Origin of the sequence: Streptomyces sp. enrichment culture, assembly GCF_964272895.1 — a bacterium.
Classification (GTDB): Bacteria; Actinomycetota; Actinomycetes; order Streptomycetales; family Streptomycetaceae; genus Streptomyces.
The window spans coordinates 1,688,767-1,711,584 of record NZ_OZ186832.1; the positions used below are offsets into that span (position 1 = coordinate 1,688,767).

The 22,818-nt window shown below is 74.1% G+C and carries 15 protein-coding genes and 1 riboswitch; of the genes, 11 read left to right on the plus strand and 4 right to left on the minus strand.

Annotated features, from left to right (window positions below; translation table 11 throughout):
* Positions 1-161 precede the first annotated feature (161 nt).
* Together ypfJ and ACSU6M_RS07700 are read left to right on the plus strand one after the other, a co-directional pair.
* Complete coding sequence (gene ypfJ / locus ACSU6M_RS07695) at positions 162-1,052, plus strand: KPN_02809 family neutral zinc metallopeptidase (protein WP_437068145.1); 891 nt, start codon at positions 162-164, stop codon at positions 1,050-1,052.
* Between the two features lie 473 nt (positions 1,053-1,525).
* The gene (locus tag ACSU6M_RS07700) at positions 1,526-1,939 is read left to right on the plus strand and encodes a VOC family protein (RefSeq protein ID WP_437068146.1); all 414 of its coding nucleotides are present in this window, start codon (positions 1,526-1,528) and stop codon (positions 1,937-1,939) included.
* A 7-nt stretch (positions 1,940-1,946) separates the two neighbouring features.
* On the opposite strand, the gene ACSU6M_RS07705 is transcribed toward ACSU6M_RS07700, so the two are convergent.
* The 3 genes from ACSU6M_RS07705 to ACSU6M_RS07715 form a co-directional block, all read right to left on the minus strand.
* Positions 1,947-3,386 carry a hypothetical protein gene (locus tag ACSU6M_RS07705; RefSeq protein ID WP_437068147.1) on the minus strand — a complete coding sequence of 480 codons (1,440 nt, stop codon included), beginning with the start codon at positions 3,384-3,386 and terminating at the stop codon, positions 1,947-1,949.
* A 167-nt stretch (positions 3,387-3,553) separates the two neighbouring features.
* Positions 3,554-4,681 carry an alpha/beta hydrolase gene (locus tag ACSU6M_RS07710; protein ID WP_437068148.1) on the minus strand — a complete coding sequence of 376 codons (1,128 nt, stop codon included), beginning with the start codon at positions 4,679-4,681 and terminating at the stop codon, positions 3,554-3,556.
* A gap of 140 nt (positions 4,682-4,821) precedes the next feature.
* Complete coding sequence (locus ACSU6M_RS07715) at positions 4,822-5,544, minus strand: class II aldolase/adducin family protein (protein WP_437068150.1); 723 nt, start codon at positions 5,542-5,544, stop codon at positions 4,822-4,824.
* Between the two features lie 300 nt (positions 5,545-5,844).
* Here ACSU6M_RS07715 and ACSU6M_RS07720 point away from each other — a divergent pair, with 300 nt between their 5' ends.
* Both ACSU6M_RS07720 and ACSU6M_RS07725 read left to right on the plus strand, forming a co-directional pair.
* Positions 5,845-7,083 (plus strand): anion permease, encoded by a 1,239-nt coding sequence (locus ACSU6M_RS07720; protein ID WP_437068152.1) that lies wholly within the window; start codon positions 5,845-5,847, stop codon positions 7,081-7,083.
* 31 nt (positions 7,084-7,114) lie between these two features.
* Positions 7,115-7,336 carry a hypothetical protein gene (locus ACSU6M_RS07725; protein WP_437068153.1) on the plus strand — a complete coding sequence of 74 codons (222 nt, stop codon included), beginning with the start codon at positions 7,115-7,117 and terminating at the stop codon, positions 7,334-7,336.
* Between the two features lie 25 nt (positions 7,337-7,361).
* On the opposite strand, the gene ACSU6M_RS07730 is transcribed toward ACSU6M_RS07725, so the two are convergent.
* On the minus strand, positions 7,362-11,585 hold the full coding sequence (locus ACSU6M_RS07730; RefSeq protein ID WP_437068155.1) for an nSTAND1 domain-containing NTPase: 4,224 nt from the start codon (positions 11,583-11,585) through the stop codon (positions 7,362-7,364).
* Between the two features lie 190 nt (positions 11,586-11,775).
* A riboswitch (cobalamin riboswitch) is annotated at positions 11,776-11,918 on the plus strand.
* Between the two features lie 102 nt (positions 11,919-12,020).
* On the opposite strand from ACSU6M_RS07730, the gene ACSU6M_RS07735 reads away from it, so the two are divergent.
* The 7 genes from ACSU6M_RS07735 to cobI are packed head-to-tail and all read left to right on the plus strand — an operon-like array spanning position 12,021 to position 22,796.
* Positions 12,021-12,965 (plus strand): cobalamin biosynthesis protein, encoded by a 945-nt coding sequence (locus tag ACSU6M_RS07735; RefSeq protein ID WP_437068157.1) that lies wholly within the window; start codon positions 12,021-12,023, stop codon positions 12,963-12,965.
* Positions 12,962-14,470: a cobyric acid synthase gene (locus ACSU6M_RS07740; RefSeq protein ID WP_437068159.1), complete on the plus strand. Its 1,509-nt coding sequence runs from the start codon at positions 12,962-12,964 to the stop codon at positions 14,468-14,470. The genes ACSU6M_RS07735 and ACSU6M_RS07740 overlap by 4 nt, the downstream gene beginning before the upstream one ends.
* The gene (gene cobN / locus ACSU6M_RS07745; protein ID WP_437068161.1) at positions 14,467-18,132 is read left to right on the plus strand and encodes a cobaltochelatase subunit CobN; all 3,666 of its coding nucleotides are present in this window, start codon (positions 14,467-14,469) and stop codon (positions 18,130-18,132) included. The genes ACSU6M_RS07740 and cobN overlap by 4 nt, the downstream gene beginning before the upstream one ends.
* Positions 18,129-20,126 (plus strand): putative cobaltochelatase, encoded by a 1,998-nt coding sequence (locus ACSU6M_RS07750; protein WP_437068163.1) that lies wholly within the window; start codon positions 18,129-18,131, stop codon positions 20,124-20,126. The genes cobN and ACSU6M_RS07750 overlap by 4 nt, the downstream gene beginning before the upstream one ends.
* Positions 20,126-20,725, plus strand: a complete 600-nt coding sequence (gene cobO, locus ACSU6M_RS07755) for a cob(I)yrinic acid a,c-diamide adenosyltransferase (RefSeq protein ID WP_097255411.1) — start codon at positions 20,126-20,128, stop codon at positions 20,723-20,725. The genes ACSU6M_RS07750 and cobO overlap by 1 nt, the downstream gene beginning before the upstream one ends.
* The gene (locus tag ACSU6M_RS07760) at positions 20,719-22,068 is read left to right on the plus strand and encodes a cobyrinate a,c-diamide synthase (protein ID WP_437068165.1); all 1,350 of its coding nucleotides are present in this window, start codon (positions 20,719-20,721) and stop codon (positions 22,066-22,068) included. The genes cobO and ACSU6M_RS07760 overlap by 7 nt, the downstream gene beginning before the upstream one ends.
* Entirely contained in the window at positions 22,065-22,796 is a 732-nt protein-coding gene (gene cobI, locus ACSU6M_RS07765) for a precorrin-2 C(20)-methyltransferase (RefSeq protein WP_437068167.1), read from the plus strand. Before ACSU6M_RS07760 ends, cobI begins: the two co-directional genes overlap by 4 nt.
* Positions 22,797-22,818: the final 22 nt, after the last annotated feature.

The following is a 22,818-nucleotide window of genomic DNA, read 5'->3' on the forward strand; positions in this document are numbered from 1 at the left end:
CGCCCAGCGGGGGCGGCGACGGGCGGGCGTTCCCGCCGTCTAATGCGCGAGGAGAATGGCCATGGGATTCAGTCTAACGGGCCCATGCAACCGGTTTTCCCGCGTTCGCCGGGTGAGGATGGCGTCAGCGATCAGGGGGGCGAGGCCGAGGACGGTGCCCCATGCAGTTCGACGACGACGCCCGGCTGGACACCTCAGAGGTGCAGGACGTGCGCGGGAGCCGGATCCCCGGCGGGAGGGCGACGGTGGGCGGCGGGATCGCCGGGCTGATCGCGCTGCTGCTCGCGCTGTTCCTGGGGGTCGGCCCGGACCAGCTGGGGCTGTCCTCCGGCTCGGAGGAGCCCGCGCCGACCGCGTCCTCGCTGGCCCAGGTGCAGCAGAGCTGCCGTACCGGGCAGGACGCGAACAGCCGGGAGGACTGCCGGACCGTCGCCGTGGTCAACAGCGTGCAGGACTTCTGGGACCAGGAGTTCCAGCGCCGGTCCGGGAGCTACTCGCGCTCCCCCACCGTCTTCTTCTCCCAGCGGGTGGGCACGGCGTGCGGCGCGGCGACCTCAGCGGTGGGGCCGTTCTACTGTCCCGGCGACCGGAAGGTCTATCTCGACCTGGGCTTCTTCGAGGAGCTGCGCACGAAGTTCGGCTCCAGCGGCGGGCCGTTCGCGCAGGCGTACGTGGTGGCGCACGAGTACGGGCATCACGTGCAGGACCTGATGGGCACCCTGCGGCGGGCGCAGGACGGGCGCACGGGCGCCGACAGCAACGCGGTGCGGGTGGAGCTGCAGGCCGACTGCTACGCGGGGGTGTGGGCACACCATGCGACGACGACGCCGGACGAGTCGACCGGGCGGCCGTTGATCAGCGGGCTGACCGAGGCGGACATCCGCGACGGCATGGACGCGGCGGCGGCCGTGGGCGACGACCGGATCCAGGAGCGGTTCCAGGGGCGGGTGACGCCGGAGAACTGGACCCACGGGTCCGCGGCACAGCGGCAGCAGTGGTTCCAGGAGGGGTATCGCAGCGGGGACATGGGGCGGTGCAACACGTTCCGGTGAGCGGGGCGGCTGCGGGGGCGGGGAGGAGTTGGGGGGAGCGGGAGGGTGGCGGGCGGCGGAGGGCGGCGGGCGGCGCCGGGGGGTGGGGACGGGCGTCGGCAGGGAAGTGGGGGCGGGGGAAGCGGGCGTCGGCGGGGCGGCGGGAGCGGGCGGCGACAGCGGGCGTCGGCGGGGCGGTTACGGCGGGCGACGGCAGAGCCGCGGCAGCCAGCGGCGGCGGGCGACGGCAGAGCAGTGGCAGCAAGGGGCGGCGGGCGACGGCAGAGCAGTGGCAGCAAGGGGCGGCGGGCGTCGGCAGAGCAGTGGCAGCAAGGGGCGGCGGGCGTCGGCAGAGCAGTGGCAGCGGGCGACGGCAGGGCCGTGGAGCGGGCGGGTGCGGCGTCGGCAGGGCGTTGTCAGTGGTGGCTGCGAGACTGAGCAGCAGGTGATTCTTCCGGCTTGATCCCGACTCGACGATGAAGGGTGTGATCGGCATGGCAGGCACGAGCGGGGGTGCTCCGAGCATCTATCCGACGGTGCTGTACGCCGACGCGAAGGCGGCGATCCGGCAGCTCACGGAGGGCCTGGGCTTCACGGAGCTGTCGCTGTACGAGAGCGAGGACGGCACGGTGATGCACGCCGAGCTGGTCCAGGGCAACGGCGCGGTGATGATCGGCTCCAAGGGCCGCGGCGGCGTCTTCGACGGCGCGATGAAGAGCGCCGGCCCGGCCGGGGTGTACGTCGTCGTGGACGATGTCGACGCACACCACCGGCGGGCGGTGGAGCACGGCGTGGAGATCCTGATGCCCCCGACGGACCAGGACTACGGCTCACGGGACTACATGGCCCGGGACGCCGAGGGCAACATCTGGAGCTTCGGCACGTACGCCCCCGCGATAGGCGGCTGAGCCGCCCTCACAGGCCCCCGGTGTGAACCTGGAAGGCCGCGCGGCGCACCGCCTTGGCCAGGGCCGGGTCGGGGTGGGCCGCGGCGAGCGCGACCAGGACCTGCACGGTGCGGGGATGGCCGACCGCGCGCACCTCGTCGAGCAGCGCGGGGACCGTGGGCTGCACCGCCGACTCCAGGTGGCGCACCAGCATCGGGGCCTCGCCGTGGTCGGCGACGGCGGCGGCGGTGTCCACCCACAGCCAGGTGGCCTCTTCACGGGTGAGGACCTCGTGCGCGTCCTCGGGGTCGGTGCCGTCGTGCTCGGCCAGCCACAGCAGGGCGTAGGGACGCAGGGTCGGCTCGTCGAGCACGGCGCGTACGTCGGGCTCGGCGGGGGCGCCGACGACGCGCAGCGCCTCGAAGGCCAGGCCGCGCAGCAGGGCGTCCTCGCCACGGGCGGCGGCGATGAGCTCGGTGACGGCGCTGCCGACGGGCCGGGCGGCCAGCCAGGCGCGGTACTCGGCGCGGGCGGCGTTGGGGCGCAGCTGGGCGCAGCCGCGCAGCATCGCCTCGGCGGATGCCTCGATGTTGCCGGCGGGGCTCTGCGCGGCGACGCAGATCTGCTCCAGCTTGACCCACACCGCCCAGCTGCCGAGCGGGGTGAGGGTGGCCTGGGCGGCGTCGTAGGTGAGGGCGCCGACGCAGGCGAGGGCGTGCAGGGCCCAGTCGAGGAGGGGGGCGAGGGGGGTGTCCTCGGGGGGCTCCACCGGCTGCGGCTCGAACGGGGCGGCGCGCAGTGCCTCGTCGTAGGGGTGCTGGGCGGCGGGTGGGGCGTAGGGGATCTCGCAGCGTTCGGTGCGCAGTTCGGTGACCCGCTGGTCGAGCAGGTCCAGGAGCTGGGGCACGGGCACGGGGCCGGCGGAGAGCTGGAGGAAGGAGAGCACCTGGGGCATGGCCGAGACGACCTCGGCGACGGCTGCGGGCTCGTGTCCGGCGGGTTCCGGGTGGGCGAGCGACCAGGCGTCGAAGAGGGCGACCCAGCCGCGCAGGACGGCGCTGTCGTCGCGGTCCCAGGCGCGCAGCCGCCAGCCGGGGCGGGCGCTGTCGCCGTGCACCTCGACGAGTCCGGCGAGCCGGGCGGTGTCCCAGTCGGTGCGGACCTGAGCGGGGGTCAGGCCGAGGTCGGCCGCGGCCCGTTCGGCGGTGGTGTCGGACAGGGTGGCCTTGCCGTCGGGGGCACCGATCCGGCCGGGGCGCAGCACGGCGTCGGCCCAGCGGGCCACGCGCACGGCGCCGGCCAGCTGGGCGCGTGCCATTCCGGCCAGTTCCGAGGGCGCCGGGGTGCCCTCGGGAGGCCGGGGTGCGGGGCGGCGCGGGCGCCGCTGGTCCATCGCTCGGGGGGCGGCGGCCAGGGGTCGTGGGCGGACGAGTCGAAGCCTGGAGTCGCGCGGGATACGGGACGTCACGGGTGCAGTCTTCCGGTTGACGCTCCGAAAACCCAAACGGAATGTCACGGCGGGCGACGGGACTGGCCAATGCACCGGGTGAGGGAGGCGATGACCAGGGGGGAACCGGCCAGTGGTACGGGGTTAAACGGAACGTCGGCGACCGGTGCGGAGCGGCTGGGGCGGGTTCACATGAGAGGGGTGAGGAAGCGGCGGAGGGCTTCCTGGTAGGCGGCGGGGTCGGGGTTCCACATGGCGCCGTGCGGGGCGTCCGGGACGGTGTGGAGGGAGACCTGGCCGGGGCGCCGGTCGGCGAGGCGCCGGGAGAGGGTCCAGGGGGCCACGGTGTCGCCGGGGCCGTGGAAGATCAGGGTCGGCACGGTGAGGCTGTCGGCCTCGGCGGTGCTGCGGCCGGGGTCGCCGTGCAGGCCGGTGCGGCCCTGGGCGGCGCGGACGGCCAGTGGCAGCAGGGCGCCGGGGGTGCGGCGGGCCGCGGCGAGGGCGCGCAGGGTGGTCTGCCAGTCCAGGACCGGGGAGTCCAGCACCAGGCCGCGGATGCGGTCGCGGACGGCGGAGCGGGCCGCCGTGTGCAGGCACATCGCGGCGCCGGTGGACCAGCCGTGCAGGACGACGCGCTGGGCGCCGTAGCGCACGGCGTAGCGGATGGCGGCGTCGACGTCCCGCCACTCGGTCTCGCCGAGGTGGTTGAGGCCGTCGCGGGAGCGGGGGGCGCCGAGGTCGCCGCGGTAGGCGAGGGCGAGGAGGGGGAAGCGCAGGCGGTGCAGGAAGCCCATGACGTTCATGGCGAGTTCGCGGGTGGTGCCGAGGCCGTGCACGGCGATCACCCAGGTGTCGCGGGCGCCGGGGACGAACCAGGCGGGCAGGGCGCCGAGCTCGCCGGGGACGTCGATGTCGGCGTGGTCCAGGCCGAGGGCGCTCGCGGGGTCGCCGATGTGCACGTTGGGGGTGAGCCAGACGTGGTCGCCGGGTTCCAGGGTGCCGTGGGTGACGCGTTCCAGGCGGCGTACGACGGTGTCGGCGGGGTGGGGGGCGGCGTCCAGGACGGGGCCGACCACGGCGTGGCTGCCGTGTCCGGACAGGCCGTACGTCCCCGGGCGCAGGGAGGCGAAGTCGCGGGTCAGGGTGATCCGGCCGGCCGCCGTGCCGTGCACGGTGAGTCTCGGCTCCGTGGGCAGGGGTCGGCCGGGCGGCGTCTTCAGCGCGGCGTCGCTGGCGAGGCGTCCTGCGGCGACACCGGCCACGCCGGCTGCCAGGGCAACGGTGACGGCGGCGGCCGTCGCTTTGACAGTGCGCACGGGTTCAGTGTCGGGGCGCGGGCGCCGCGCGGCCAGCGGGCGGGGGCGTTTGAGGCGCGGGTGCCGGAAGAGGGCCCGCGGAGCGGTGGGGTGGGCCGGCATCGACTGTGAAGGAGGGGGCCGTGGGGTTGCGGGGGGGGTTACCGGGGCTGGCCGTAGGTCCGGAGGCGTTCTGTCACGTCGGTGAGCTGGGCGGGGGTGAGGAGGGTGGGGGTGTGGCCGGGGACGGCGGAGGCGGTGAGCCAGAGGCGGCACATCCATTCGAGCTGGGCGGTGCGGTCGTACGCCTGGGCAAGGGTGGCGCCGTAGGCGATGGTGCCGTGGTTCTGGAGGAGGCAGGCCGTGCGGTCGGTGAGGGCGCGGAGCATGTGGGCGGCCAGTTCCTCCGTGCCGTAGGTCGCGTAGGGGGCGACGCGGACGGGGCCGCCCAGGGCCGCGGCCATGTAGTGGATCAGGGGCAGCTCGGGGACGAGGGTCGAGACGGCCGTGGCGTGCACGGCGTGGGTGTGGACGATCGCCCGGGCGTCGGTGGTGCGGTAGACCGCCAGGTGCATGGGCAGCTCGCTGGTGGGGACGAGGGTGCCGAGGACCTGGCGCCCCGCGAGGTCGACGCCCGTGACGTCGTCCGGCGTGAGCCGGTCGTAGGGCACGCCCGAGGGGGTGACCAGCACGGTGTCGCCGACGCGTACGGAGACGTTGCCCGAGGTGCCGACGACGAGTCCGTCGGCGACGGTGCGGCGGGCCGTGTCCACGAGGTCGGCCCAGGCCGCCTCGACCTCCGCGGACCGCGGGCGCGCCCGCACCCCCTCCCCCGCGTCCGGTACGTCCCGTTTCTCCCGCTGGTTCCCGCGCTGCTCGGCCATGCCGTGATCCTGCCAGGCGGGGCGACGCCGGCACGGCACGAGGGCGGCTCGACCCCGGCGGAACTCCTGCGGGTGACCAGGATCTCTTCGGTGAATCTGCAGCCGTCCCCGGGCATGGTTCGAGCGGTTCACGAGGGGGCCGCGAGCGGCCTCGGGCCCGGAATCCGGGGGCCGACGTGCGGTGCACGGAGGCGCGGCCGCCTGTTATGGACACCCTCATGCCCTGCCCAGTTCACCTGGCGTTCACCTGGGTTACCTACGTTCGACGAGCCAACGACCTTCGAACGATTGCCTGGGTAAATGGAAAACCTCTCACTGATCCTCGCGATTGTGGTGGTAACCGCACTCGCGTTCGATTTCACGAACGGTTTTCACGACACCGCCAACGCGATGGCCACCACCATCTCGACCGGTGCGCTCAAGCCCAAGGTCGCGGTGGCCATGTCCGCCGTCCTCAACCTTGTGGGTGCTTTCCTCTCCGTGGAGGTCGCCAACACGATCTCCAAGGGTCTGGTCGACGAATCAGGCATCCGTCCGGAGGTCATCTTCGCCGCCTTGGTGGGCGCGATCCTCTGGAACCTGCTGACCTGGCTCGTCGGTCTGCCGTCCTCCTCGTCGCACGCCCTGATGGGCGGTCTGATCGGTGCGACCGTCGCCTCGGCCGGCTTCGGTGCCGTCCACGGTGACGCGCTGGTCACCAAGGTGCTGATCCCGGCGATCGCGGCCCCGCTGGTCGCGGGCATCGCGGCGATGTTCGCCACGCGGCTCACCTACAGCCTGGGCAAGAAGGCCGAGGACAAGGCGTCGGCCAAGGGCTACCGCGCCGGCCAGATCGCCTCGGCGGGCCTGGTCTCGCTGGCCCACGGCACCAACGACGCCCAGAAGACGATGGGCATCATCACTCTCGCCCTGGTCGCCGGCGGCGCCCTCGCCCCCGACTCGGACCCGCCCATGTGGGTCATCGTCTCCGCGGGCCTGGCCATCGCGCTCGGCACCTACCTCGGCGGCTGGCGCATCATCCGCACCATGGGCAAGGGCCTGACCGACCTCCAGCCGCAGCAGGGCTTCGCCGCCCAGACCAGCGCCGCGACGGTCATCCTGGCCTCCTCCCACCTGGGCTTCTCGCTCTCCACCACGCACTCGGTCTCCGGCGCCGTGATGGGCGCGGGCCTGGGCCGCAAGGGCGGTGTGGTCCGCTGGTCCACCGCGACCCGGATGTTCGTCGCCTGGGGTCTGACCCTGCCGGCCGCCGCGCTGGTCGGCGCGCTCGCCGAGTACGTCACCGGCTTCGGCGACTGGGGCACCGCGCTGGTGGCCGTCTTCCTGGTCGTCTCCAGCGCCGCCATCTGGAAGATCTCGCGCCGCGAGGTCGTCGACCACACCAACGTCAACGACACCGACGAGGAGCCGGCCGGCGTGGTCACCACCGCGATGGCCGCCGTCACCCCGCCGCCCACGGCCGCCGTGGCCGAGGAGCTGGCGGCCACCATCCCCGCTCCGGCGAGCGCCGACCCGGCCGCCCCCAAGGCCGCGGTCTGACCCCCCACCCAGGTTGTAAGGAATCAGCAGCATGAAGATCGACTGGGCGGCCCTCGGCTCCGTCTTCGGCGTCAGTCTCGTGGTCACCGTGGCCCTCGTCGGCCTGTTCACCCTCGGCATCGTCGGCCTGTCCCGCCAGGAGCGGGCCCAGGCGCAGGGCGGCTCCGCGGCCCTCGCGGTCACCGGCGCGTACGCGTGCTTCGCGGCCTGCGCGGCGGCCATCGGCTACGGCATCTACCTGATCATGGCCTGACCTCAGGCCCTGACCGAGGGGGCCGTCACGGACAAGGAGAGTCCGTGACGGCCCCCTCGCGCGTGAGCACGACCCTCTCGGCCTCGGTGTAGGCGCCGGGCCAGTGGCGGCACAGGGAGCGGTGCCAGGTCTCCGGATCGAGCGGGACGCTCAGTTCGCCGTCCTCATGCCGGGAGACCAGACGGTCGCGATCGAGGCGCACGTCGATCTCCCCAGGGCCGAAGGGCAGGGTCACATGCGGCTCCTCCTCGTCCTGGGGGCGCCACACCTCCACGCCCGTCCCCTGACTCCTCAGCAGCGTTCCGTCGTCGGCGAGCGCCACCACCTGCGGGGAGTCACCTCCCTCGATGGCCCTCCCCACGACACCACCGCTGGTCACATCACGCCGGACGACCGTCCTGCTGTCCAGCGGTACGGCGAGCAGGTCGCCGCGCGGCGCGAAGGCCAGGGGCACGCGGTAGCTGTCGGTGGCCACCCTGACCCCGGCGATCCGGGTTCCCTTCGCGTCGTCGACGTGCCACAGGGTGAGCCCGCCCTCCGTGTCGGCGAGCGCCACCTCGTGCGGATGCGAGGGACGTACCGCGAATCCCGGACATTCGCCGGCGGAAGCACCGCAGGGCCGGTCGGCCACCTGCTCGCGCCCGCCCGAAGCGACGTCGTAGAGGATCAGCTCCTCGCGGGTCAGCACCGCGATCTTGCTGCCGTACAAGGGGGCGGCGAACAGGACGGCGCTGGAGAACGGCTGGGTGCGTTCGTGGGCGCCCCGGCCGGCGGTACGCACGGACAGCGTGTCGTGGTCGTCGTACCAGAGGACGATGTGGCGGCTGTCCGCGGTGAAGAACCCGTGCGGGGGGCCGGTGTCGCGGTTGTCCCACTCGGGCAGCGCGATGGGTTCCGCCGACAGTTCCTCACCGGTGCGGGCCACCGTCAGCCAGGCCGTGTACCCCTGGTCGTCCGCTTCCGTCGCCTCCGTCCGGGCGTGGAACCGGCCGTCGGTGCTGCGCGCATAGGTGCCCATGCTGCGCGAGACGGTGCCGTCGTCCGGGCTCGGCAGCGGTGTCCGGGGCTCCGGGGCCGTCCGCAGCACGAGCAGTTCCGTTCCCACGGCGAGCAGGAGGTGGGGCACTCCCCCGGGCCCGGAGACGACGGCGGGACGTCCGCTCGGCTCCATCGAGCCGCGCCAGCCGGGCGCCCGGTGACGCAGTCCGGTCCTGAGGTCCGTCACCCGGATCACGGCGTCGTCCGAGCGGTCCACCAGATGGTGTCCGCCGGGATCGACGGCGTCCGGTCTCCGGGCCACGAGAACGGGGCCGGCGGCGCCGGACCCGGTCAGGGAGCGCGACGCGTACCGCTGGAAGGCGCGGTCGACCAGGACGCCCGCGCCGCGCTCGACGAGCATGGCCGCCCGCGGGATCGTGTCGAGGAGCTTCCCGGTACCCAGCTCGCGCACGGTCGCGGTGGCCGGGCCGGAATCGGACGCGCTCAGGTGGACGACCGCGTTCCCGTCCCCGACCAGGGCGGCGTCCTGCGGGGCGGCGCCCCGGTCCACGACGGACACCGGTCCCCCGTCGGCCGTCTCCCAGACGTCGGCCGACCAGCGCCGGCTCTCGCCGTCCGCCGCGAAGCCGACCCCCACCCGCATGACGCGGCTCGCGTCGTCGGAGAAGTCCAGTGCGAGCGTGTCGGCCGTGCCGTCGGTCGGCCCGGTCCACAGGGCCTTGCGGCGCCGCAGGTCGTACAGCGTCACCGAGCCGTCGCCCGTGACGACCGCCAGCAGGCGTCCGTCGTCGCTGAGGGCCATGCTCTCGGGAGCGCCGGGCAGTCCCGGCACCGGCCAGGACCGGGCTCGCTCCCCCAGGACACCGGTCCACACCCGCACCCGCGCCTCGCCGGCCTTGGCCGAGGACAGGGTCACGACGGTGGAGCCGTCGGCGGTCGTGTCGAGGCTGCCGATCTGCTCGGCGGCCGGCCCCGCGTGCCCCCGGACCAGGGAAACGCTCCTGAGATAGGCGTCCAGCAGCGCCTGCCGGGCCTCCTTGCCCCCGGCGTTGTGCCAGGCGGCCAGGGCCAGATGGAACGACATCAGGGGCCGGGTGGCCACAAGCCGCTCCGCCTCCTCGGCCAGCGTGCGGGAGGCGATGACCCGGCCGCGCGCCTGGAGTTGCGTCCCCCGCTGCCAGGCCGCCACCGCGAGACCCCCCGCGAGCAGGGCGAGCGCCACCAGGACCGCCACCGCCAGACGCCACCTGCGCAGGCCCCGTTGCTGATGGCGGCGGCTCGCCTCGACGAAGGCGCGTTCGGGCTGCGTGATGTCCTCGCGGTGTTCCGGGCAGGCCAGTTGCTCCAGGGAGGTGGCGAGCATCGTGCCCCTGAGCAGGGCTCCCGTCTCCCGTCCCGTCTCCTGCCAGTGGGCCAGGGCCTGGAGCAGGCGTTCCTGCCAGGCCCGGAAGTCCCGCGACGCCTCCAGCCACTTCCGCAGCCGGGGCCAGGCGCGGACGAGTTCCTCGTGGGCGAGGTCGACGAGGGGGTCGCCGTCGGGGCCGTGGGTGATGCGGACGAAGCGGGTGCGGGTGGCCAGGGACTCGGCAGCGGCGCGGAGTTCGGCGGGCAGAGGTGCCAGGCGCACCGGTTTGCGGGTGAAGCCGCCCGCGTCGTCCGGGCGGGCCAGCTGGGTGAAGAGGCGGCGGACCGGGGCCTCACCGTGCTCCGCGATCACCTCGCCGACCCGTTGCTCGGCGTGGGCCGACAGGGCCCCCGCCACCCCGCCCAACGCCTCGTAGCCGCTGTGGGTGAGGCGGACGCCCTGCTCGCGGGACCACAGTTCCGTCAGTGCGAACTCCACCATCGGCAGATGGCCCGGCTCGCCCTCGGCGTCGTCCACGATCCGTTCCGCGAGGCCGGGTTCCAGGGTGAGGCCGGGGACGCGGGAGGCGGGGCCCTCCACGGCGCGCAGGAGGGCCGCGCGGTCCAGGGGGGCGACCACCTGGGCGCAGTCGCTGAGGACGCGGGCGGTGGCGGGCTCCACCAGGTCGTCCAGGGAGGCCGAGCGCAGCGTGGCGAGGACCCGCAGGCGCCTGCCCTCGGCCGGGACCGCGGCCAGCGCGAGCGTGAGGCCCAGCAGGCTCCGGGCGGTGGCCGGTTCCGCGGTGACGGTCTCCTCCAACTGGTTGAGGAAGAGGACGTGTCCGGCCGGGCCGCACCGCTCCAGCACCCGCCGGCCCAGCGCGGCCGCCCCGGTGACGCCCTCCGCGTCCAGCACCTCCGCGAGCGCCAGGGCCGCCCGCTCCTGTTCCGCCACGCCGGGCTCCGCGGTGAGCAGCGGGGCCAGTGCGCGGGCCAGGGTGAGGGTGGCGCGGGTACCGGGCAGCGGGCGGATCTCCGACACCGTATGGCCCTCGGCGCGCAGGCGGGGCAGGACGCCCGCGCGGACCAGGGAGGTCTTGCCGCTGCCGGACGGGCCGACCACCGGCACGAACAGATGGCGCTGCACCGCGTCGAGGAGGCGTTCCGTCTCGTCCTCGCGGCCGAAGAAGTGCTCGGCGTCCTTCTCGCGGAAGGCGTCGAGGCCGCGGTAGGGGCAGCGGCGCAGGCCCGGTCGGAGGTCGAGGAGGGCGGCGGCCGGGATGAGGTAGGAGGTGACGGCGGCGGGGCCCCGGTCCGCCGCGACCGTCATGCCGACGACCGCGCCGACCTCCTCGTCCCACACGGGGGCTCCGCTGCAGCCCGGCGTGATGCGGTGGGCCGTACCGTCCGCCTCCATCGAGATCCAGCCGTGGCCGACCGCGCCCCTCAGACGTCCGCCGATCCAGGTCCCGTGCTCCGCGGCGGCCGGGAAGGCGAGGATGCGGAAGCGGTGGTCCCAGACATCGCCGGCTCCGGCGAGGGGGACAGGGCGCTGGGTGGGAAGGCTGGTCGGGCGCTCCGGCTCGGGGACCGCGGTGTCCCCCTTCCCCGGCTGCAGCGTGAGCAGGGCCACGTCGCCCGACCCGTCGGCCGTGACCGGGCGCCAGGCGGTCACGGTCGCCTCGAAGGCCGCGCAGCCCCGCTGCAGCGGGAACTCCACCGTCAGCGGTGCCGTCGGAGGCGTCGCGTCCCGTCCGTCCACGCGCAGCGCCTGCGCCACCACATGGGCGCACGTGGCCACCAGCCCCGGCGCGAGCAGGAACCCCGTGCCGACGGCCGTGCCGTCGGCGGCGCGTACGCGGGCCACCGCGGGGCCGAGCGCCTCGGGGAAGCGGTCACCTGTCACTCGTGGGTCTCCTCCCGCACCTCGTCGGACGTATTGCAGACGGCTGTGACGGTGTGTCACAAGGGAGGGCGCCCAATGCCGCCCGGCAGAGCGCATTTCGGCGCGAGTCGGTCCCGGCGGGCCGCTCGGCGTGGTAGCGGTGTGGGCCTCGGCACACTCCAGCCTCGCAGGTCAACAGCGAGTTGACGGGTGTTCGCAGGCCGTGGTGGACTGCCGGAGCCAAGTACGGCGGCAGGGGAGGAAGTCCGGTGCGAATCCGGCGCGGTCCCGCCACTGTCACCGGGGTGCCACAGCACTCCGGGAGCCAGGAACTCCCACCGCCGGTCTCGTCGAACCAGGGCGCGGACACCCTGAGTGAGGACATAACGCCATGCGCGGCTGCCGAACGCGGTTCACCACCCCTGCTCTCGCCGACCCCACGGCCGGCTGAGCCCGATGCGTGCCGATCGCGTCTTCGCGTACGGCGCCGCCGCCGGCCTCCTCGGTGACCTCCTCCTCGGCGATCCCCGCCGCAGGCATCCGGTCGCCGCGTTCGGCCGTGCCGCCGGTGCCGTGGAACGGCTGCTGTGGCGCGACCACCGCGGCCGGGGCGCCCTGCACACCGCGGTGTGCGTGGGCGGCACGGTCGCCCTGGGCGCCGCGGCCGCCCGTGCCGTACGCCGCTCCCCCGCCGCCTCGGTCGCGCTGACCGGCGCCGCCACCTGGGCCGTCGTCGGCGGCACCTCACTCGCGCGCGAGGCCCGTGCCATCGGTCGCGCGCTGGAAGCCGGTGACGTGGAGGCCGCCCGCGCCCGGCTGCCCCACCTGTGCGGCCGCGACCCGCAGGCACTGGACGCCGACGGGATCGCACGGGCCGTCGTGGAGTCGGTCGCGGAGAACACCTCCGACGCGGTCGTGGGCGCGCTGGTGTGGGGTGCCGTCGGCGGGGTGCCGGGGCTGCTCGGCTTCCGGGCCGTCAACACCCTGGACGCCATGGTGGGCCACAGATCGCCCCGGTACCGGCGGTTCGGGTGGGCCTCGGCCCGCCTCGACGACCTCGCCGGATGGCCGGGGGCGCGGCTCACCGCCGTACTCGCCGCGGCCGCCGGTCCCGATCCGCGCGGTGCCGTACGGGCCTGGCGGGCCGACGCGGCCCGGCATCCGAGCCCCAACGCCGGTCCTGTGGAGGCCGCCTTCGCGGGCGCCCTCGGTGTACGGCTCGGCGGCACCCTCTCCTACGGCGGCCGGGTCGAGCACCGGCCCGTGCTGAACGGGGCGACGGGACGCGCCGTCGCCGTCACCGACATCGACCGGGCGGTACGGCTGTCCCGCCGGGTCGGCTGGCTCGCGCTCGGCGTGGGAGTCGCCGGGCGCCTCGCAGGAAAGGGGCGGAAGGGATGAGCGGGGGTCTCCTCGTCGCCGGCACCACCTCCGACGCCGGCAAGAGCGTCGTCACGGCCGGGATCTGCCGGTGGCTGGTGCGCCAGGGGGTCAAGGTCGCGCCCTTCAAGGCGCAGAACATGTCCCTGAACTCGTTCGTCACGCGCGAAGGCGCCGAGATCGGGCGGGCGCAGGCCATGCAGGCCCAGGCGTGCCGGGTCGAGCCGACCGCGCTGATGAACCCCGTGCTGCTCAAGCCCGGTGGTGAGCAGAGCAGCCAGGTGGTGCTGCTGGGCAAGCCGGTGGGCGAGCTGAGCGCACGCGGGTACCACGGCGGGCGGCAGCAGAAGCTGCTGGGCACGGTGCTGGACTGTCTGGCCGAGTTGCGGGGCACGTATGACGCGGTGATCTGTGAGGGGGCGGGCAGTCCGGCCGAGATCAACCTGCGCCGGACCGACATCGTGAACATGGGGATCGCCCGCAATGCCGGGCTCCCCGTCCTGGTCGTCGGTGACATCGACCGCGGGGGCGTCTTCGCGTCCTTCTTCGGGACGGTGGCGCTGCTGTCCGAGGAGGACCAGAAGCTCGTCGCCGGGTTCCTCGTCAACAAGTTCCGCGGGGACGTCTCCCTGCTGGAGCCCGGCCTCGACATGCTCCTCGGCCTCACCGGGCGGCGGACGTACGGCGTGCTGCCCTTCCGGCACGGGCTGGGCATCGACGAGGAGGACGGACTGCGGGTGTCCCTGCGCGGGACGGTCCGGGAGTCGAACGTGGCGCCGCCGCACGGCGAGGACGTGCTGCGGGTCGCCGTGTGCGCGATCCCGCTGATGTCCAACTTCACCGACGTGGACGCCCTCGCCGCCGAACCGGGCGTCGTGGTGCGGTTCGTGGACCGGCCGGAGGAGCTGGCCGACGCGGACCTGGTCGTCATCCCCGGCACCCGCGGGACCGTGCGGGCGCTGGAGTGGCTGCGGGAGCGGGGGCTGGCGCAGGCCGTGCGGCGCAGGGTCGCCGAGGGGCGGCCCGTGCTCGGCATCTGCGGCGGCTTCCAGATCCTCGGCGAACACATCGAGGACGAGGTCGAGAGCCGCCGAGGGCACGTCGACGGCCTCGGCGTCCTGCCCGTGCGGGTGCGCTTCGCCCGCGAGAAGACCCTGACCCGGCCGCGGGGCGAGGCCCTCGGCGAGCCGGTCGAGGGATACGAGATCCACCACGGCGTCGCCACCGTCGACGGCGGCGAACCCTTCCTCGACGGCTGCCGGGTCGGCCAGACCTGGGGCACCCACTGGCACGGCTCGCTGGAGTCGGACGGCTTCCGGCGCGCCTTCCTGCGCGAGGTGGCCGCCGCCGCGGGCCGCCGGTTCGTACCGGCACCCGACACGTCCTTCGCCGCGCTGCGCGAGGAGCAGCTCGACCGGCTCGGCGACCTGATCGAACAGCACGCGGACACGGACGCGCTGTGGCGGCTCATCGAGTCCGGCGCGCCGCAAGGACTGCCTTTCATTCCACCGGGAGCACCCGCATGAGCACAGTGTTGTTGTTGTCGACCGCCGACACGGATCTGCTGGCGGCCCGTGCCTCGGGTGCGTCCTACCGGATCGGCAACCCGACCCGCGTGGACGTCGCCGAGGAGCTGCCCGCGCTGCTGGACGGCGCCGACATCGCCGTCGTACGCCTGCTCGGCGGCAAGCGCGCCTGGGAGGACGGGCTCGCCGCGCTGAAGGCGTCCGGCGTCCCGACCGTGCTGCTGGGCGGCGAGGCCGTGCCGGACGCGGAGCTGATGGCCGAGTCCAGCGTGCCCGCGGGCGTGGTCGCGGAGGCGCTGAAGTACCTGGTCGAGGGCGGCCCCGAGAACCTCGTGGAGCTCTCCCGCTTCCTGTCCGACACGGTGCTGCTGACCGGCGAGGGCTTCGAAGCGCCGCGGAAGATGCCGGAGTACGGCGTGCACGGCGAGCGCGCCCTCCAGGAGGGCCGCCCGACCGTCGGCGTGCTCTTCTACCGCGCCCACGAGCTCAGCGGCAACACCGCCTTCGTCGACACCCTCTGCGACGCGATCGAGGCGCGTGGGGCCAACGCCCTGCCGGTGTACTGCGGTTCGCTGCGCGGCGCGGACGCCGGGCTGTACGAGATCCTGGCGCGGGCCGACGCCCTGGTCGCCACCGTCCTCGCGGCGGGCGGCACGCACGCCTCGCAGGCTTCGGCGGGCGGCGACGAGGAGGCGTGGGACATCGGGGCCCTCGCCGACCTGAACGTCCCTGTGCTGCAAGGGCTCTGCCTGACCTCCTCGCGGGCAGCCTGGGACGAGTCGGACGCCGCCCTGTCCCCCATGGACGCGGCGATGCAGGTGGCGATCCCGGAGTTCGACGGGCGCCTCGTCACCGTGCCGTTCTCCTTCAAGGAGCAGGGCCCGGACGACGTCCCGGTGTACGTGGCGGACCCCGAGCGCGCCGCGCGGGTGGCCGGGATCGCCGTACGGCACGCGCAGTTGAAGCACAAGCCGAACGCCGAGAAGAAGCTCGCGCTGGTCTTCACCGCGTACCCGACGAAGCACTCGCGGGTCGGCAACGCGGTGGGCCTGGACACGCCCGCGTCGGCGGTGCGGGTGCTGGACGCGCTGCGGGACGCGGGCTACAGCCTCACGGACTACCCGTCCGGCGGTGACGAGCTGATCCACCGGCTCATCGAGGCCGGTGGCCACGACGTGGAGTGGCTGACCGAGGAGCAGCTGGCCGCCGCGCCCGCGCGGGTGCCGCTCGCCGACTACCGGGCGTGGTTCGACAAGCTGGACCCGGAGCTGCGGGACGCCATGCTGCAGGCGTGGGGCGAGCCGCCGGGCAGCCTGTACGTCGACGGCGAGGACATCGTGCTGGCGTCCCTCCAGTTCGGCAACGTCGTCGTGATGATCCAGCCGCCCCGCGGCTTCGGCGAGAACCCGATCGCGATCTACCACGACCCCGACATGCCGCCCTCCCACCACTACATGGCGGCCTACCGCTGGCTGGAGGCTGCGGCATCGGAGGGGGGCTTCGGCGCCGACGCGATCGTGCACATGGGCAAGCACGGCACGATGGAGTGGCTGCCGGGCAAGGGCCTCGGGCTCTCCGGCGGTTGCGCACCGGACGCGGTCCTCGGCGACCTGCCCCTGATCTACCCGTTCATCGTCAACGACCCCGGCGAGGGCACCCAGGCCAAGCGGCGCGGCCACGCCACGGTCGTCGACCACCTGGTGCCGCCGATGGCCCGCGCCGACACCTACGGCGACCTGGCCAAGCTGGAGCAGCTGCTCGACGAGTACGCGCTGGTCAGCGACCTGGACCCGGCGAAGGCACCGGCCGTGCGGGCGCAGATCTGGACGCTGGTGAAGGCGGCCGAGCTGCACCACGACCTGCATGTGGACGAGCAGCCGGACGACGACGAGTTCGACGAGTTCGTCATGCACATCGACGGCTACCTCTGCGAGATCAAGGACGTCCAGATCCGCGACGGTCTGCACATCCTGGGCGGCGGCCCGGTCGGTGAGCCGCGGGTGAACCTCGTGCTCGCCGTGCTGCGCGCCTCACAGGTGTGGGGCGGGCAGGCGAACGCCCTGCCGGGGCTGCGGGCGTGCCTGGCCGCGCACTTCGGCCTGGTGGAGAAGGAACTGCTGGCCGAGCCGGGCGCTCCGGTGAAGGTGCCGGTGGAGCTGACGGACCTGGTGGAGGGTCCTGCGCGCACGGCCGCCGACGCGATCGACCTGCTGGAGCAGCTGTGCCGGCGGATCGCGGAGGGGATGGAGGAGCGCGACTGGGCGGTGGCCTCGGTCCCGGCGCTCGTGCGTGAGGTCGTCGGGACCGAACTCCCTGACGCGGTCGCGGTGCTGGAGTTCGCCTGCAACGAGGTCGTCCCGCGGCTCGCCCGGACGACGGACGAGATCGGGCACATCCTGCGCGCCCTGGACGGCGGTTACGTCCCGGCGGGCCCCTCGGGCTCCCCGACCCGCGGCCTGGTCAACGTCCTGCCGACCGGCCGGAACTTCTACTCCGTCGACCCCAAGGCGATTCCGTCCCGGCTGAGCTGGGAGGTCGGGCAGGCGCTCGCGGACTCGCTGGTGCAGCGGTATCTGGCCGACACCGGCGCGTACCCGAAGTCCGTGGGACTGACGGTCTGGGGCACGTCCGCGATGCGCACCCAGGGCGACGACATCGCCGAGATCCTGGCCCTGCTGGGCTGCCGTCCGGTGTGGGACGAGGCGTCCAGGCGGGTGACGGGCTTCGAGGTGATCTCGCCGGCGGAGCTGGGCCGTCCGCGTATCGACGTCACGGTCCGTATCTCCGGCTTCTTCCGGGACGCGTTCCCGCACGTGGTCGGGCTGATCGACGACGCGGTCCGCACGGTGGCCGAGCTGGACGAGCCCGCGGAGCAGAACTTCGTGAAGGCCCACGCCGACGAGGACACCGCCGAGCACGGCGACCGGCGCCGGGCCACCGCCCGCATCTTCGGCTCCAAGCCGGGTGCGTACGGCGCCGGTCTGCTGCCGCTGATCGACGCCCGCAACTGGCGCTCCGACGCCGACCTCGCCGAGGTGTACGCCGTCTGGGGCGGCTACGCCTACGGGCGCGGGCTGGACGGGCGCGCGGCGCGCGGGGACATGGAGACGGCGTTCAAGCGGATCGCGGTGGCGGCGAAGAATGTCGACACGCGCGAGCACGACCTCGTCGACGCCGACGACTACTTCCAGTACCACGGCGGCATGGTCGCCATGGTCCGCCACCTCACCGGCGCCAACCCCGAGGCGTACGTGGGCGATTCGGCGACCCCGGACCAGGTGAGGACCCGCACGCTGGGCGAGGAGACCCACCGCGTCTTCCGCGCCCGCGTGGTCAACCCGCGCTGGATGGCGGCCATGCGGCGCCACGGCTACAAGGGCGCCTTCGAGATGGCGGCGACCGTGGACTACCTGTTCGGGTACGACGCCACGGCCGGCGTGGTCGACGACTGGATGTACGAGAAGCTCAGCGCCGAGTACGTCTTCGACCCGGAGAACCGGGACTTCATGAAGCAGTCCAACCCGTGGGCGCTGCGCGGCATCACCGAGCGGCTTCTGGAGGCCGCCGACCGGGGCCTGTGGGCGGAGCCGGACGCGGAGACGCTGGAGCGGCTGCGGGCCACCTATCTGGAGCTGGAAGGCGATCTGGAGGGCGACCAGTGACGACTCCCTTTCCGTTCACGGCCGTTGTCGGCCAGGACGACCTGCGGCTCGCGCTGCTGCTGAACGCCGTGTCACCGGCGGTCGGCGGTGTGCTGGTGCGCGGCGAGAAGGGCACCGCCAAGTCCACGGCCGTGCGCGCGCTGTCGGCGCTGCTGCCCGAGGTGCCGGTCGTCGCCGGGTGCCGCTTCTCGTGCGACCCCGCGAAGCCGGACCCCGCGTGCCCGGACGGGCCGCACGAGCCGGGCGACGGCACCGAGCGCCCCGCGCGCATGGTCGAGCTGCCCGTCGGTGCCTCCGAGGACCGGCTGGTGGGCGCCCTGGACATCGAGCGGGCGCTGGCGGAGGGCGTGAAGGCGTTCGAGCCGGGTCTGCTGGCCGACGCCCACCGCGGGATCCTCTATGTCGACGAGGTCAACCTCCTGCACGACCACCTGGTCGACCTGCTGCTGGACGCGGCGGCGATGGGTGCCTCGTACGTCGAGCGCGAGGGTGTCTCCGTGCGGCACGCGGCGCGCTTCCTGCTGGTCGGCACCATGAACCCGGAGGAGGGCGAGCTGCGGCCGCAGCTGCTCGACCGGTTCGGGCTGACCGTCGAGGTCGCGGCCTCGCGGGAGCCGGAGCAGCGGGTGGAGGTCGTGCGGCGGCGGCTGGCCTACGACGACGATCCGGTCGCCTTCGCCGCGCGCTGGGCCGACGAGGAGGCCGCCGTACGGCAACGGATCGTGGCGGCACGGGAGTTGCTGCCGCAGGTGCGGCTGGGCGACGGGGCGCTGCGGCAGATCGCGGCGACCTGTGCCGCCTTCGAGGTGGACGGCATGCGGGCCGACATCGTGATGGCGCGTACCGCCACCGCGCTGGCCGCGTGGGCGGGGCGGTCCGAGGTGCTGGCCGAGGATGTGCGGCAGGCGGCGCTGCTGGCGCTGCCGCACCGGCGCAGGCGCAATCCCTTCGACGCGCCCGGCCTCGACGAGGACAAGCTGGACCGGACGCTGGAGGAGTTCTCCGGGGAGTCGCCCGAGGACGATCCGGACCCGGACGGGCCGGGTGGCGGTCCCGGCGGGGGCGGCGGACAGCCGGACGACGGACCTGCGCAGGGCGGTGACACCGGAGCGCGGCCCGAAGAGGGTGAGGGCGCCGAGTCCCCCGCGGGCGCGGGGGAACAGTCCGCCGTACGGGCCGCCGAGCCGTTCCGGACGAAGGTGCTCAGCGTGCCCGGGATCGGTGAGGGTGCCGCGGGGCGGCGGTCGCGGGCGCGGACCGCGCACGGGCGGACGACCGGTGCCCGGCGTCCGCAGGGTGCGCTGACGAAGCTGCATCTGGCGGCGACCGTGCAGGCGGCGGCCCCGCATCAGCGGGCGCGCGGGCGGTCGGGGCCGGGCCTGGTGGTCCGGCGGGACGATCTGCGGCAGGCGGTGCGCGAGGGGCGTGAGGGCAATCTCGTGCTCTTCGTGGTCGACGCCTCCGGGTCGATGGCCGCGCGTCAGCGGATGAGCGCGGTGAAGGGTGCCGTGCTGTCGCTGCTCCTCGACGCCTATCAGCGGCGGGACAAGGTGGGGCTGGTGACCTTCCGGGGTTCCTCGGCCGACGTGGCGCTGCCGCCGACCTCCTCGGTCGACGCCGCCGCCGCGCGCCTGGAGTCCCTGCCGACCGGTGGGCGTACGCCCCTTGCCGCCGGGCTGCTCAAGGCGCACGAGGTGCTGCGGGTGGAGCGGCTGCGGGACGCGGCGCGCCGGCCGCTGGTGGTCGTGGTGACGGACGGGCGGGCCACGGGTGGCCCCGAGCCGCTGCTGCTGGCCTCCAAGGCGGCGGGGCTGTTCGCGGCCGACGGGGTCGCCTCGGTGGTCGTGGACTGCGAGTCGGGGCCGGTGCGCCTCGGGCTCGCCGGGAAGCTCGCCGGTGAGCTGGGTGGGACCGCGGTGACGCTGGACGAGCTGCGCGCCGACAGCATCGCCGGTCTGGTGAAGGACGTGACGTCGACGAGGAGGGCCGCGTAGTGCCGCAGGGACAGCCGAGTGTGGTGCCGGACGACGGACTGACGACGCGGCAGCGCCGCAACCGTCCGCTGGTCGTCGTGCACACGGGCATCGGCAAGGGCAAGTCGACCGCCGCCTTCGGGCTGGCGCTGCGGGCCTGGAACCAGGGATGGCCCATCGGGGTGTTCCAGTTCGTCAAGTCGGCCAAGTGGAAGGTCGGCGAGGAGAACGCGCTGCGCGTGCTCGGCGCCTCCGGCGAGGGCGGGACCGTCGACTGGCACAAGATGGGCGAGGGCTGGTCCTGGGTCCAGCGGGACGCCCAGATGGACAACGAGGAGAAGGCCCGCGAGGGCTGGGAGCAGGTCAAGCGGGACCTGGCCGCCGAGACGTACAGGCTGTACGTGCTCGACGAGTTCGCCTACCCGATGCACTGGGGCTGGGTCGACACCGACGAGGTCGTCGACGTGCTGCGCAACCGGCCCGGCACCCAGCATGTGGTGATCACGGGCCGCAACGCGCCCGAGAAGCTGGTGGACTTCGCCGACCTGGTCACCGACATGTCCAAGGTCAAGCACCCGATGGACGCCGGCCAGAAGGGCCAGAAGGGCATCGAGTGGTGACGTCCGTTCCCCGGCTGGTCGTCGCCGCGCCCTCCTCGGGCAGCGGCAAGACCACCGTCGCCACGGGGCTGATGGCCGCGCTCGCCGCGCGGGGGCTCACCGTGTCCCCGCACAAGGTCGGGCCGGACTACATCGACCCCGGGTATCACGCGCTCGCCACCGGGCGCGTGGGGCGCAATCTCGACGCGTACCTGTGCGGGCCGGAGCTGGTCGCTCCGCTGTTCCTGCACGGGGCGCGGGGGTGCGACCTCGCGGTCGTCGAGGGGGTGATGGGGCTGTTCGACGGGGCGGCGGGCGAGGGTGAGCTCGCGTCCACCGCCCATGTCGCCAAGCTGCTGCGGGCGCCGGTCGTGCTCGTCGTGGACGCCTCCAGGCAGTCCCGGTCGGTCGCGGCGCTGGTGCACGGGTTCGCGTCCTGGGATCCGGAGGTGCGGGTCGCGGGCGTGATCCTGAACAAGGTGGGGTCCGAGAGGCACGCACAGCTGCTGCGGGACGCGTTGGATGCCACGGGGGTGCCCGTTCTGGGCGTGCTGCGGCGGGCGCCGCAGGTGGACACGCCCTCACGGCATCTGGGGCTGGTGCCGGTCGCCGAGCGGCGGTCGGCCGCTGTGGAGGCCGTGGCCGCGATGGCCGCGCAGGTCTCGGCGGGGTGTGACCTGGACGCGCTGGTGGCACTGGCGCGGGGTGCGGGTGCCTTGGCGTACGAGGCATGGCAGCCGCCCGTCCACCGGGAGGAGCGGCGTCCGGTCGTCGCCGTCGCCGGCGGTCCCGCGTTCACCTTCTCCTACGCCGAGCACACCGAGCTGCTCACCGCCGCCGGGGCCGAGGTCGTCGCCTTCGATCCGCTGCGGGACGCGGAACTCCCCGAGGGCACGCGCGGCTTGGTCATCGGCGGCGGGTTCCCCGAGGTGTACGCCGCCGAGCTGTCCGCCAACGAGCCGTTGCGCAAGGCCGTGGCCGAGCTGGCGCTCAGCGGCGCCCCCGTGGCCGCCGAGTGCGCCGGGCTGCTCTACCTGTGCCGGGAGCTGGACGGGCAGCCGATGTGCGGGGTGCTGGACGCCTCCGCGCGGATGTCGGAGCGGCTGACCCTCGGCTACCGGGACGCGGTCGCCGTGTCGGACGGTGTGCTGGCCGCGGCCGGGACCCGGATGCGGGGCCATGAGTTCCATCGCACGGTCGTCGAACCGGGCGCCGGGGCGGCTCCGGCGTGGGGGGTGCGCGCCCCTGAGCGGCGCGTCGAAGGTTTCGTACAACAAGGTGTGCACGCCAGTTATCTGCACACGCACTGGGCGTCCCAGCCCGGTGTCGCCCGTCGGTTCGTGGAGAGGTGCCGGACGTCATGAGCAGCAGGTTGATCGGAGTCGGGGTGGGCCCGGGCGACCCCGAGCTGGTGACCGTCAAGGGGGTCAACGCGCTGCGGGACGCCGACGTGGTCGTCGTGCCCGTGATGGACACGGGTGAGCGGGGGCGGGCCGAGGCGACGGTGCTGCACTACGTCGGCGAGGAGAAAGTCGTCCGGGTCGTGTTCGCGCTCAACGAGCGGACCGACCGGGCGCGTCGGGAGGCGGCCTGGGACGCGGCGGGCGAGCGCGTCGCCGAGCTGCTGAACACGCACGGCACCGTCGCCTTCGCCACCATCGGCGATCCCAACGTGTACTCGACGTTCACCTACCTCGCGCAGACCATCGGCGACCTCGTACCGGGCGTGAAGGTCGAGACCGTGCCCGGCATCACCGCCATGCAGGACCTGGCCTCGCGTTCCGGTGCCGTGCTCACCGAGGGCACCGAGCCGCTGACCCTCGTCCCGGTGACCGCGGGGGCGGCCGTGCTGAAGGAGGCGCTGGCCGGGCCCGGCACCGTGGTGGCGTACAAGTTCGGGCGGCTGGCCGGTGAGGTCGCCGAGGCGCTGCGGGAGAGCGGGCGGATCGAGGACGCCGTGTGGGGTGCCTCGCTGGGGCTGCCGGAGGAGACGATCCGCCCGGCCGCCGGGCTCGGTGACGAGCCGCTCCCCTATCTGTCGACGCTGATCGCTCCCGCGCGGCGGGACGGCGGACGGGGCGGCAAGCTGTGACGTCCCCCGGCCCGGCCGGGGG